The sequence below is a fragment of the Streptomyces sp. NPDC007088 genome (genome assembly GCF_042869355.1).
In the GTDB taxonomy this organism is placed as follows: domain Bacteria; phylum Actinomycetota; class Actinomycetes; order Streptomycetales; family Streptomycetaceae; genus Streptomyces.
In genome coordinates this window covers 1-12895 of the sequence record NZ_JBIAFO010000040.1, presented here as the reverse complement: position 1 = coordinate 12895, position 12895 = coordinate 1, and the positions used below count along the sequence as shown (strand labels likewise).

Genomic DNA, 12895 nt, shown 5'->3' with positions numbered 1-12895 from the left:
GTCAGACGGCCTGCCGTGTGGAAAGTTTGCTGTAGGCCCAGCGCAGCAGTTCCTCATCCACCCGTTTGCGGCCGGTCTCCTTCAGGCCGGTCACCAGATGGTGGGTGATCTTCGCCCAGGCCCGGAAGTTTCCGTGCGCGGCCTCCTGGTCGCAGACCGCGATCAGGTCGGGGTCCGCCTCTGCCCACACAGGGTGGAAGGCGGGGATGACGGTGAGGATCTCGTCCAGGGGCATGCGGCCGATCTCCTGCCAGGCATAGACCCGGGATTCGAGCATCGGCTCGCTCTGCAGCATCTCGAAGCAGCCGTTACCGCCAGTGAAGACGATGGTGAGGTCGGATGCGGTGTCGTCCCACAGGTAGCGCAGGTACTCGAAGCACAGCTTCGACAGCCACTGCGCCTCATCACACACCAGCACACGCGGCTCCTCCAGCGCTCCACGCAGCATGCGGTCGAACTCGATCGCATGTGACGGCGGCCGGCCCGGCAGGCCGAGGGCGTGGAACAGTTCGTGGCGCAGGTCCCGGGTGGAGGGGCGGGCGCGGAACTGGATCCGGCGCGTCAGTGTCGGTGCGAGCTCGCGCAGGGAGGCGTTAACCGCGAAGGACTTCCCGTTGCCTGCCTGCCCGTAGATGCAGATCATCGCCTTCGCCTCGATCGCGGCCCGGATGTTCTCCCGCGCCGTGAGCAGGGCCCGCGTGGAGACGATCTGGGCGCCGGGCAGGCGCATGAAGTGGTCATCCCGCTCTCCGGGCAGACGCCCCTTGCGTTCGGCAGTAGCCATCCGGTGTCACTCCTCGGTCTGCGAAGCGGGGGCGATGACGTCTGTGTCATCCGGCGCCGGGGGGTGCGGCGCGGTATCCGGGTGTGGCCGGATGGCGGAGGCGGGGCGGGGACGGGTCCAGCCTGCGGGCGGGTCCCGGGGCGGGATCAGGTCCGGCAGCGCGCGGGCCGCCAGATCGGTTGCCTTCGCGCGGGCGACCTCCGCCTGGGCCTGCTGACCGGTGACCGCGTGCCGCGGACGAGGAACATCCGGTGTGGTCGTGGCCGTGTAGCGGGTGCGGCGCAGCTTCTCCGCCGCCTTCAAGTCGGCCTTCAGTGCGCGGGCCTTCTTCTCCCTGACCGCGCTGAGCTCTCTGCGCTGCTCGAGCGTCGCCTCCTCGGCCAGGTAGGCGGTCCCCAGATGACGGTCCGGATGCTCGGCCGAGAAGACCTCGATCTGGCCGTCGTAGTGCGGCAGATAGCGCAGCCGCACGCGTGTATCAACGTGGCCGACCATCCACGGCGCGATGTAGAAACGGCGCCGCCACCTGACCCCGCTCGTCGAGATTTTCCGCACCCTGCCGTCGTCCTCCAGGGCAAAGAACGCCAGTTGCTCTTCGGATACGTCCTCGACCGGGGTCGAATCCGCTTCCCACGCCGCCAGCGGGGTCAGCCCCGAGGCGAGGCCCGAGGGCCGGTGCCCGGTGTTCCACCAGCGAACCCAGCCCAGCAGCGCTTCAACGAAGTCCGCGAAGGACAGCAGGTCACCCACCTCGTCGAGGCGATGCACACCCACAGGCCGGGCGCGGCGGGTGTAACCCGGAAGCGAGACCAGGAACATCTCCTCTACCGCACCGTTCAGCGCCTCGATGGTGCCCTTGCGGTAAGGGGTATACGCCGGCAGGTCCTCCACCGGCACCGCGAAACCGCCCAACGCCCGCGCGACCGTACGGCAAAGGAACTCTTTGCCCCGGTCCACCCGCACCCTGCCGGACAGACCACCGAACGGCCCGTAAGGCCCAGCACGGCTGATCCCCGTCCGCAACGCCGCCAGCACCGCATCCCGGGCCGGCTCATGCGGAGTGACCGCCACCCCCACGATCACCTTCGTCGCCACATCGACGAACCACGTCACCCACGGACACACCGACTGCCCCTCGACGTCCACCCGCACCGGGATCCGTTTGTGATCACCCTCCCAGCAGGCATTCCGGTACATCGGCGGGCGTTTACCGAACACGTCATGACGCCGGCGGCCTGCCTCGCCCGACCGCAACCCCGCCCGCTCCCCCGCCGACAGATCCCGCACGACCGCACGGTGGAGAACCGAAAGAGACGGGACCGGATCCAGTGAAGGGGCCTTCGCCGCACGGGCGACGAGCTCCCGGTGCACCGCAGAGACGTTCCCACCCCACAGCGTGAGAAGGTCCCGGATCTCCCGCGTCACAGTGAACCGCGGACGCGGACGCGGCCCTGTCCTGCCCTCACGACGCGCCGCCGCCAGCCAGTTCCAAACTGTGCGCTCCGAGACACCCACCGACGACGCCACCAACCGCACATGCGCCGTACTCAGTTCATCCCTGCCCTCCAGAGCAAGCAGCCGACTCACAGCGACCTCACGGCTCACTCCAGCCGGAACCACCGCATCACAGGAGCCAGAACCCTCCTCTGCGTCCATCAGCCCACCCCTCTGACACGCCGTACCCGCCAGACGCAGACTGGCCCCGCCAAGAAACACACGAGCAGACACGCCGCACGACATCACTCCAAGAAGTGACATCCACGCGATACAGACACATCCCGAAGCCCTCTACCGCTATAGACCCGGCGTCAGAACTACCCACACTTCAGCAGACCTCTTCAGTCCCAGATCGGCGTGATGCCTTCAGCAGACGCCCAACTCACCCACACCACCAGGCAATCCCGGCCACTGAAAACAAACCACCGACCACTGAAAACTAGAAGCCGACCATCAGCCGGGTCCTGGAGGCGCTGGGAGAGGCCGGCGGTCTGTGCACCGCGCGGACAGTCAACAGCGATGGGGACCACGTCGTCTGCACGCTCGATGCCGGTCACTACGACCCGGAGGACGTGCCGCCCTTCAAGGACGGAAAGCCCGGCGGGTGGCACAAAGCCGGTGGACAGATCTGGAACGACTCGAGTGCGGCTGCCATTCCGCACGCAGCCCTCTGAAACACCACACGAATTCAGCGCTCGGGGAGGAACAGAATGTCAGCGATCCGGCTCAAGGAACACCAGGTAAACCAGCGCTCCGCGTTTAGGAAGTGGGTGGGATTCCCTGCAAGATCATCCGTGCCCCCACAGGGTGCCCGTGGCACGCTCGTGTCAGCGACCGGCTCGGGCAAGACGATCACGGCCGCCGCGTGCGCGCTGGAGAGCTTCGCGGACAGCCGGATCCTCGTCACGGTCCCAACCCTGGACCTGCTCGCCCAGACCGCCCAGGCGTGGCGAACAGTCGGCCACCGGGCCCCGATGGTCGCGGTGTGCTCCCTGGAGAACGACGCGGTCCTCAACTCGCTCGGGGTGCGCACCACCACCAACGCGATCCAGCTCGCCCTGTGGGCCGCGCACGGACCGGTCGTCGTGTTCGCCACGTACGCCTCTCTCGTGGACCGCGAGGATGTCGATGCTCCCGTGGGCCAGCGGAAGGTGCGCGGGCCGCTGGAGGCCGCTCTGGCGGGCGGGGAACGGCTCTACGGGCAGCGCATGGACCGGTTCGACCTCGCGATCGTCGATGAGGCCCACGGCACCGCCGGTGATCTTGGGCGCCCGTGGGCGGCGATCCACGACAACGCCCGGATCCCCGCGGACTTCCGGCTCTACCTGACCGCCACGCCCCGCATCCTCGCCGTGGCCAGCCCGCAGAAGGGCACCGGCGGCCAGGAGGCAGAGATCGCGACCATGGCCGACGACCCCGACGGCACCTACGGGGCATGGATCGCAGAGCTCGGTCTGAGCGAGGCCATCGAGCGTGAGATCCTCGCCGGATTCGAGATCGACGTCCTGGAGATCCGCGACCCCTCCCCCGTCCTCGGCGAAACGGAGGAAGCACGGCGCGGCCGGCGTCTCGCGCTCCTGCAGACCGCACTTCTGGAGCACGCGGCGGCGTACAACCTGCGTACGGTCATGACCTTCCACCAGAAGGTCGAAGAAGCCCGGGCGTTCGCGGACAAGCTCCCGGAGACCGCGGCCGAGCTGTACATGAACGATGCCTCGGACGAGGACCTGGCGAAGGCGGGAGCCCTGCCGGCATCGTCGATCGACGCGGAGTTCTACGAGCTGGAGGCCGGCCGCCACGTACCCCCGGACCGGGTCTGGTCGGCTTGGCTGTGCGGCGACCACCTCGTGTCCGAACGGCGCGAGGCGCTGCGCCAGTTCGCCAACGGCATCGACGCGGCCGGGCGCCGGGTCCACCGCGCCTTCCTCGCCAGCTGCCGCGTCCTCGGCGAAGGCGTCGACATCACCGGCGAACGGGGTGTCGACTCGATTTGCTTCACCGACACCCGCGGCTCCCAGGTGGAGATCGTCCAGAACATCGGCCGCGCGCTCCGCCTCAACAAGGACGGCTCCACCAAGGTCGCCAGGATCATCGTGCCGGTCTTCCTGGAGCCGAACGAGGACCCCACCGACATGGTCGCCAGCGCCAGCTTCCGCCCCCTTGTAGCCGTCCTCCAGGGCCTCCGCTCGCATGATGAGCGACTCGTCGAGCAACTCGCCTCCCGGGCGCTCACCAGCGGCAAGCGCAAGGTACACGTCCAGCGGGACGAGGACGGGCGGATCCTCGGGGCCGGCGGGGAGGGCGGGGAGGGCGGCGAGGTCCGGGAGCACGGCGACGGCATCGACGCTGCTGCCGGATCGGCGCTGCTGCACTTCTCCACCGCGCGCGACGCCGCCACGATCGCTGCGTTCCTGCGGACCAGGGTCTACCGACCCGAGTCCCTGGTCTGGCTGGAGGGCTACCAGGCACTCATCCGATGGCGGGCCGAGCAGGGGATCACCGGTCTCCACGCCGTGCCGTACGACGTCGAGGTCAAGGTCGGCGTCACCAAGGACTTCCCCCTGGGGCGGTGGGTCCACCAACAGCGGCGCACCTACCGCGCTGTTGAACTCGACGACCACCGCAAGGAGCTCCTCGACGAAGCCGGCATGGTGTGGGAGCCTGGCGAGGAAGCCTGGGAGACCAAACTCGCTGTTCTGCGCTCGTACAGGCGCGCCCACGGCCACCTCGCTCCCCGACGCGACGCCGTATGGGGCAACGCCGACAGCGAGCTCGCACCCGTTGGGGAGCACATGGCCAACCTCCGCCGCCCCCACGGCCTCGGCAAGAACCCCGAACGCGCGCAGGACCGCGCAGCGCAGCTGGCCGTGATCGACCCCGACTGGAATTGCCCCTGGCCTCTCGACTGGCAACGCCACCACCGCGTCCTGGCCCACCTCGTCGACGCTGACGGCCACCTGCCACAGATCGAGCCGGGTGTGCTCTTCGAAGGCGATGACCTGGGCGCATGGCTCCAGCGGCAACGCCGCACCTGGACGGCACTCTCCGAAGAACAAGAGCGGCGGCTCGCGAGACTGGGCGTGGAACCCGCCGAACGACCCGCACCCGCCCCAGCAGCCGCGGGCGTTGGAAAGACGTCAGCCTTCCAGCGCGGTCTGGCAGCCCTGGCTCAATACATTGCGCGGGAAGGCAGAACTGTTGTCGCAAGAGCGCACGTTGAAGAGCTGCCGGACGGTTCGCTGATCAAGCTGGGTGTGTTTCTGAGCAACCACAAGGCCAGACGTGACCGCCTGGATGCTCAGCAGCGAGCAGCCCTCGCCGCCCTCGGACTGGAATGGGCCGCAGATCCCGAACACGGCTGACGGCGGTCGCGCGCCCCCGTGGTCACGGACGTCCGGGCAAAGCCGGCGGACGGGCCTGCAGCTGACGCGCCCGGTTGGCTTGTTCTGCCCATTACCGGATGAGCCGATAAGCGTTTGGCCCTGTGTGCGAAGCGTGGAGTGGGATGCGACAGGAGCGGGGCCGGTCGATGTCGGGGCAGTGGACGTGCGGTTCATGGCTGCGGATGGCACGACGGAGTGTTCGCCGTGGTCCGCGGCGGCCGCCGAAGTGCCCTTCGAGCAGTGTCCGCCCCTGAAGCCCTTTCCTGTCCGCAAGGGCAAGCGCACGGCGCCGGGATGGTGGTGGTCGGCGACCACCGGACGGCTGGTGCACTACGGCTCCGGGGCGATGCGGCTGCATGTGATGCTGCTCGACCGCGACCCACGCGTGACATATCTGGCCAGCCAGCCACTGGAACTGCGATGGCGGGAGCGGGACGAGGTGCGTACGCATGTCCCGCAGATGATGCTCCGGCTCGCTGACGGCCAGGGGGTCTTGGCGGACTGCATCGCCGGCGAGGAGCTTTCGCAACGGCAGCGGTCCCTGGCGGCGGTGCTCGGCGCAGTGTGTGCTGCGGTGGGCTGGCGGTACTGGGTGCTGGGGCCGGTCGATCCGGTGTACCGGCGCAACGTGGCCTGGCTGGCCGGGTACCGGCATCCGCGGTACCACGGGGGACAGCAGATGGCGGCGGCGTTGCGGGAGTCGTTCGCCGGGCGTACGCCGCTGTGGGAGGGCGTGCGCGGGACCGCCGGGGATCCGATGGTGGTCCTTCCTGCGCTGTTCCATGCGCTGTGGGCGGGGCGGCTGTCTGCGGATCTGGGCGCTCCGATGCATGAGCGGATGCCGGTGTGGGCGCGGTCGGCGTGATGAGGGCAGAAGGCCGGAGGGTGGTCGAGGTGGGGTCGCGGGTGCGTTTCGAGGGCCGGACCTGGACGGTGGCCGCCCTTGTTGGCGGGCAGGTGCGGCTGACCGCGGAGAACGGTGAGATGGCAGCGCTGCTGCTGTCGCTGTTGTTCGCCGGCGAGGGCTTCGAGGTTGTGGATGGGGCCACCGCTCGCCGGGTGGCACCGCAGGGCCTGCTGGATTCATTGTCTGCGACGGTGCGGGAGCGAGCGCTGGCCTGGGAGGGGCACGTGCGGGAGGTGGAGACGGGGCACCCGGGCGGATCCGGTGAGGTCGGCCCTGCGCGGGCCGAGTACGACCCGCAGGTGCGGACGCTGGCGCAGCGGGAGGAGGCGAAGGCGGCGGAGCTGTCGGCGGCGGGTTTGCCCACCAGCGCGGTGACGGTGCGACGGATGCGGGCCCGCTATCGCGACGGCGGGGTGTGGGGGCTGGTGGATCAGCGGACCGTGCGGCCCCGGTCGGCGCTGGGGCGTGCGGACGAGCGGGTGGTGGCCGCTCTGCGGGAGGTGCTGGAGGCCGGGCAGGAACGCTCCAGCGGAACGCTGGGGCGGCTTCGGATGTACACCGAGCGGCTGCTGGCCGAGCGGTACGGCCCGGGGGCGGTGGCGCTGCCGTCGACTGCGACGTTCAACCGGCTGGTGCACGCTCTGGGCGACGGGCGCGGGCTGCTGGGCAGTGCGCGGCAGCGCCGCTGGCGCTCGGCGCGGCCGGCTCCTCCGTTCGTGCCGACGACGGTGATGGCGCCAGGTGAGCTGGTGATGATGGACAGCACCGTGCTGGATGTCTTCGTGGTGCTGGACGACGGGGTGGTGGAGCGGCCCGAGCTGACCATCGCGCTGGATGTGGCGACCCGCAGTATCTGCGCTGCTGTGCTGCGGCCGAAGGGGACCCGCAGTGTGGACGCGGCGCAGTTGCTGGCGCAGATGATGGTTCCCGCGCCGATGCGGCCCGCGTGGCCCGAGGCGCTGGCGATGGAACGCTCGGTGATCCCGTACGAGCGGCTGCAGGGCGTGGACGCCCGTCTGGAAGGGGCCGCGGCGCGGCCGGTCATCACCCCGCAGACCGTCGTGGTCGATCAGGGGAAGGTGTTCGTTTCGTCCTCGTTCGTCGCCGCCTGCGGATCGCTGGGCATTTCCCTGCAGCCGGCGCCGCCGGGCAATGGGCCGGCCAAAGGGCAGGTGGAGCGCACGTTCTCCTCGATCAACACGCTGTTCGCCCAGCACGTCGCCGGTTACACGGGCTCGCACATCGGCGGAACGCGGCCGGGACATCGAAGGCGAGGCGGTGTGGACGCTCGCACAGCTGGACGACCTGCTGCAGGAGTGGATCGTCTGCGGGTGGCAGGAGCGCGAGCACGACGGGCTGCGGCACCCGATGATGCCCCGCCGCGCCCTGTCGCCGAACGAGATGTGGGCGGCGCTGGTCGCCGTGTGCGGGTACGTCCCGGTACCGCTGGGGCGCGAGGACTATATCGAGCTGATGCCCGTCAGACGGCAGAAGATCAACGACTACGGCATCCGCATCGACTACCGCACCTACGACCACAAGGTCCTCAACCCTTACCGGGGCGAGTCCTCGCCCGCGGCGGACGGGCTGTGGGAGATCCACTGCAACCCGCACGCCCCTGGCCAGGTCTGGGTGCGTCTGCCGGATGCCGGCCTGCCGCAGGGATACCGCTGGGAAGCGGTGCCCTGGATCCACCGCACCCTGGTCACCGCCCCGTTCACCGACTTCACCTGGCAGCACGTCAGGCGCACCGTCGCCCAGCGCGGCAGCCGCGTGGGCCACGAACACGACCTGGCCCTCGCCCTGCGCGAGCTGCTGGAACGCGCCGCCGCCGGACACGGCACCCGCCGGGAGAAGGTCGTCGCCGCCCGGGCCCGCGCCGGTGCCGCCGCGAACGAGGACGGCGCAGTATGGGGGATCCTGTACGGCCAGCAGCCGCCGGCCGGGATGCTCAAGCCTGGTGGTCAGGACGTCTTCGCCGATGACGGCGATGACGAGGACGCTTGCACCGGCGACGGTGGCGTGGGCATCGGGCCGGCTGACGGCGCGCTGCTGAGCGGCCCTTCGGCCGGCCTGGCGCAGGAAGCCGATACGCCTGCGCCTCCCCGGGTCACGGTCTACGACCCCGCCGAGGAGTCCCTGCGATGGTGAGCCTGTCCCCGAACGACACCGCCGGGTTCGCCCCGCTGGCCCCTCCGACCGTATGGCAGGGCTGGGACGCCTTCGTTCACCGGGCGCCGGCCCCCGCCCGGGATGCCGCCGACCCGGTCTGGTCGCAGACGGAGCGCGAGGACTACCACTCCGAACTCGCTGTCATGCGTACTCCGGCCATGGACAGTGTCTTCACCGCCGTGCGGCGGCTGCTGCTGGTCAACCGCCGCCAGCAGGCCGGCGCCCGCCGCGGTCTGATCATCTCCGGCCCGGCCACCACGGGTAAGACCACCACGATGATGGCGCTCGGGCGGTCCTTCCAGCTGGCCGACGCCCGCCAACACCCAGGGCAGGCCGCGCGCAGGCCTGTGCTGTTCATCAGCGTGCCGCCGGCCGCCACCCCGAAGATGCTCGTCAGCGAGTTCGCCCGGTTCCTCAACATGCCCATCACCGACCGCCTCAACCAGACCCAGATCACCGGCGCCGTGTGCGACCTGCTGGGCGAGCTGGGCACGCAGCTGGTCCTCGTCGACGATGTCCACCTCCTGGACACCCAGCGGCGCGCCGGCGCGGAAACCTCCGACCAGCTGAAGTACCTCGGCGAACGCATCCCGGCCACCTTCGTGTACTCCGCGATCGACATCGAGACCTCCTCACTGCTCAGCGGAGTGCGCGGGGCCCAGATCGCCGGCCGGTTCAAGCTCTTCAGGCACCGGCCGCTAGCGTACGCGACCGAGCAGGACCGGGCGGTCTGGAACGACCTCGTGCAGGCCATGGAGAACCTGCTGCGGCTGCGCGCACACCGGACCGGAACCCTGGTCAAGCACGCCGCCTACCTCCACGCCCGCACCGCAGGCCGGATCGGCAGCCTCTCCCACCTCATCCGTGAAGCCGCCCTGATCGCGATCACGGAAGGCACCGAGCGAATCACCAAGCAGTTGCTCGCCGAGGTCGAACTCGACGCGGCCGCCGAAGCCCAGGCCAGGCCGTCCCGGCCCGCACGGCGCACGTAGGGCATCCGCAATGGCGCACCGGTCCAGCACACCCGCACCCGCACGCCTGCCCCGGAGCAGACGAGCGGAGCGCGAACGGGCGGCATCCGGCAGCATCGTGCCCTCCATGAGCGGCGGCGCGGCAGGACGCATCGCTGCGTTGAACGGGGAGCTGACGCAGTCGTTCCTGACCAGGATCGCCGCCCGGTACCACCTCGGGATCCGTGACGTGCTCGCCGCCGTCACTGACGTCGGCGGCCTGCAGAACCTCACCGGGATGCTGTACCCGGACAGCGAGATCCACCTCAACGCACAGGCCCGCGACCGGGTTGCCGCGCTCTGCCATGTTCCGCAGCACGTGCTTGAGTAGGCGCTGCCCGCATGGACGCGGGAAGAGCCGCGCGGAAAGTACGGGACGGGCCCGGTCGGGCGGCTGATGCGCGGTGAGGAGGTCGTCGCCGCATGGGGGCCGGCCTGCCCCGCATGCACCGCCGCCCGTACCGGACGAGAGGTGCCCGCCCGTCGGTACCTGGCACCCGAGCAGCGCGTCTGCGCACGCCACCGGTACTGGCTCATGTTCCTGCCCGGAACCAGCGGCCTGCCCGTGCCTCTTGGCCCTTGCCCGGAAGTGGTCGACGCCCAGCGACGGCATGTCCAGCTGCTGCACCACTCCCCCACCGGAGCTCAAGCCTTCGAAGTCGCCCGCGCCATCACCGGCTCCTGGTGGGACCAGCCCTGGCTCGTCGAGGAACGCTTGTGGCCGGCACGCCTTGAGGCCACGCGACCGGACGAAGCCGATGCGAGCTGGTGGAAAGTGGCCGCCCGCGACCTGATCACCTATCCCGAGACCGTCGCCCTCGCCCGTCTGCTGGCCAGCCGCCCTCTGCAGCAACGCGCTGTCGCCGAATCGGGCGGCCATCTCCCCTACCGTCTTGGTGAGCTACCCGCTCTTCTGACGGAGGTCGCCCATGAGCTGCAGCGGTCGTGGCTCGTCCACCGCCTCGCCGCCGTCACCCACGGACCGCTGTTCACCTGGGCCCACTCCTGCGTGAGGACCCGCGTCTCTGGTGAGGCCACCGCGCACAAGGCGCTGTGGAGGGTGCACTCGGCACACCGGCCTCGCCCTCTCAGCGACCTCCTGCCCCATGTTCCGGCCGCCGACAGCACCCCGCCTGTCCCAAGGCCCGTCATGCGGCTGCGCGGCCACAGCCTCCAAGCCGAACGCGCCTTCGAGAGAAGCCTTGTGTATGCCCGTGTCTACCACCAGCAGCACGGGCACCTGGCCGTCCCCAAGGAAGACGCTTCGGGGGATTACCCGCTGGGCACGTGGCTGTCCAACCTGCGCACCCGCCACACCCGCTTGCCCACCCACCAAGCCGCCGCCCTCTATGCTCTGTATCCGTGGTGGAACGCGCCCTGGAGCACCCTGTGGCAGCGCACCTGGCACCAAGCCCGCGATCACATGGAAGCCAATGGCCCGCTCGAGCCCGCCGGCGGCTTTCCCACCACCAGCTACAGCCTGGGCGAATGGCTGTACCTGCAGTGCACCCGCTACCCCACCCTCCACCCCGAACAACAACACCTCCTCACCCAGATCGGGATCAACGCCGCAGCGGCGGCCGCCGCCCGACCCCGACGGCGCAGCTACGCAGAACGCTTCCAGGTAGGCCTGGCGCATGCCCGCACGTTCGCCGACGTCCACGGCAACCTCGCCGTCGTCGCCCACGCGGCTATGCACGACAGCTACCCACTGGGTCAGTGGCTGGGCAACCAGCGCAGGGGCCGTCGCTCTGATCGCCGGCCCCTGCCCGCCGAACGGGCTCAGGCCCTCGCGGACATCGATCCCTGGTGGAACCCGCCCTGGGGCCTGTCATGGCAGCGCCACTACTACCGGGCTCGTGACGCCGCAGTCGGCAGTCTCCTCCAGGCTGAGAACGGCTTCAGTGACCTCGACGACCCGGATTCCGCCGACTGGCTGTGGCGCCAGAGCGCTACGTACGACGAGCTCAGCGAGGAGCAGCGGCAACTCCTCACCGACATCGGCATCACTGCCGATGTCGCACGCAGCGCCCGGGAACACGCACGGACGGCACCGCCGAGACCGGCTGCCGCCCCGGCTCCGCATACAGACAAGCCCAGCCCGGCCGGAAAGGGTGCGGATCCTGCCGCTTCCACCCATCGACGCCGCACACGACGCGCCGCCGAACCCGAGCGTCCCCGCGAGCCCCGCAGCCGCCTCGGGCACCACCCCGACCTGAGGCAGGGCTTCGAAACAGCCGTGGCACACGCCCGCGCCTACGCAGCCGAACACGGCCACCTCGCAGCCCCCCGCGACACCCGGCACGACGGGTATCCGCTGGGGTGGTGGCTGTTCAGCCAGCGCAACCGGGCCAAACAACGCGCCCGCGACGGCCTGCCGCCCTCACCCCACCTGACCGAACTGGCCGCAATCGACCCGTGGTGGAACCCGCCCTGGAACAGCGAGTGGCAGCGCAACTACTACCGCGCCCGCAACCACATCGAAGCAGGCGAACCGTACGACCCCGTCGCCCGTATCCCCGCACCGAGCACCGTCCTGGGCAGCTGGATCACCCGCGCCTGCCTGGCCTACCACCAACTCCACCCCGACCAGCAGCACCTGCTGAACGCCATCGGCATCACCGCTCAGACCGCCGGACAGTGGCCGGCAAGCCCCCGGCCCCGGCCCCACGCCGAAGCCCTCCAACACGCCCGCACCTGGGCAGCCGAACCGGCCACCTCTGCCCGCCGATCAAAACCGTCCGCAACGGCTTCCCTCTCGGCGAATGGCTCGACAGCCAACGCCAACTCGCGAAGAAACGGGCCAGCCCCTCCCCCACCCAGCAGATGCTCGCCATGATCGACCCCTGGTGGAACCCGCCCTGGCCCATCCTGTGGCAACGCACCTACCACCACGCCCACACCCACCCCGACAGCCCGACCACCCGCCACTGGCTCCACAACCAACAACGCGGCTGGCTCCTCCTCCACCCCGACCAACAACACCTCCTGGTCAGCATTGGCATGACGCCGACCTGAACCACAACCTTCCGCGCTTGATCGCGTGTATTGCCCTGTGAGGTTGGGGACGCGGCTGGCGGGTGGTTTGCCTGCGAGCGCGGTGTGTCCGCGGTGGTGATTGTAGGAGTGCAGCCAGCGGGGG

Annotated in this window: 11 protein-coding genes and 1 pseudogene; 7 read left to right on the top strand and 5 right to left on the bottom strand. The window is 69.9% G+C overall.

What is annotated here, in order from left to right:
• Position 1 precedes the first annotated feature (1 nt).
• Positions 2–784: an ATP-binding protein gene (locus tag ACFYMP_RS31965; RefSeq protein ID WP_135067627.1), complete on the bottom strand. Its 783-nt coding sequence runs from the start codon at positions 782–784 to the stop codon at positions 2–4.
• 6 nt (positions 785–790) lie between these two features.
• Positions 791–2071 carry a Mu transposase C-terminal domain-containing protein gene (locus tag ACFYMP_RS31960; protein ID WP_388864166.1) on the bottom strand — a complete coding sequence of 427 codons (1281 nt, stop codon included), beginning with the start codon at positions 2069–2071 and terminating at the stop codon, positions 791–793.
• A 920-nt stretch (positions 2072–2991) separates the two neighbouring features.
• On the opposite strand from ACFYMP_RS31960, the gene ACFYMP_RS31955 reads away from it, so the two are divergent.
• A complete protein-coding gene (locus ACFYMP_RS31955) occupies positions 2992–5643 on the top strand; it encodes a Helicase associated domain protein (protein WP_388864164.1) in 2652 nt (883 codons plus the stop codon).
• Between the two features lie 178 nt (positions 5644–5821).
• The gene (locus tag ACFYMP_RS31950; RefSeq protein WP_388864162.1) at positions 5822–6529 is read left to right on the top strand and encodes a TnsA-like heteromeric transposase endonuclease subunit; all 708 of its coding nucleotides are present in this window, start codon (positions 5822–5824) and stop codon (positions 6527–6529) included.
• 472 nt (positions 6530–7001) lie between these two features.
• Here ACFYMP_RS31950 and ACFYMP_RS31945 read toward each other — a convergent pair whose 3' ends face one another.
• On the bottom strand, positions 7002–7616 hold the full coding sequence (locus tag ACFYMP_RS31945; protein WP_388864160.1) for a hypothetical protein: 615 nt from the start codon (positions 7614–7616) through the stop codon (positions 7002–7004).
• 24 nt (positions 7617–7640) lie between these two features.
• Positions 7641–7772, bottom strand: a complete 132-nt coding sequence (locus ACFYMP_RS31940) for a hypothetical protein (protein ID WP_388864158.1) — start codon at positions 7770–7772, stop codon at positions 7641–7643.
• A gap of 77 nt (positions 7773–7849) precedes the next feature.
• Between ACFYMP_RS31940 and ACFYMP_RS31935 the strand changes: the two genes are divergently transcribed.
• From ACFYMP_RS31935 to ACFYMP_RS31915, 5 genes are all read left to right on the top strand, one after another.
• Positions 7850–8722, top strand: coding sequence for a Mu transposase C-terminal domain-containing protein (locus ACFYMP_RS31935; protein ID WP_388864156.1), 873 nt, complete (start codon positions 7850–7852; stop codon positions 8720–8722).
• The gene (locus ACFYMP_RS31930) at positions 8716–9735 is read left to right on the top strand and encodes a TniB family NTP-binding protein (protein WP_388864154.1); all 1020 of its coding nucleotides are present in this window, start codon (positions 8716–8718) and stop codon (positions 9733–9735) included. Before ACFYMP_RS31935 ends, ACFYMP_RS31930 begins: the two co-directional genes overlap by 7 nt.
• A gap of 106 nt (positions 9736–9841) precedes the next feature.
• On the top strand, positions 9842–10084 hold the full coding sequence (locus ACFYMP_RS31925) for a hypothetical protein (protein ID WP_388864152.1): 243 nt from the start codon (positions 9842–9844) through the stop codon (positions 10082–10084).
• 204 nt (positions 10085–10288) lie between these two features.
• A complete protein-coding gene (locus ACFYMP_RS31920; RefSeq protein ID WP_388864150.1) occupies positions 10289–12592 on the top strand; it encodes a helicase associated domain-containing protein in 2304 nt (767 codons plus the stop codon).
• Entirely contained in the window at positions 12589–12771 is a 183-nt protein-coding gene (locus ACFYMP_RS31915) for a hypothetical protein (RefSeq protein WP_388864183.1), read from the top strand. The genes ACFYMP_RS31920 and ACFYMP_RS31915 overlap by 4 nt, the downstream gene beginning before the upstream one ends.
• 24 nt (positions 12772–12795) lie before the next feature.
• On the opposite strand, the pseudogene ACFYMP_RS31910 reads toward ACFYMP_RS31915, so the two are convergent.
• Positions 12796–12895 (bottom strand): annotated as a pseudogene (locus tag ACFYMP_RS31910) (IS481 family transposase); the annotation flags it as partial.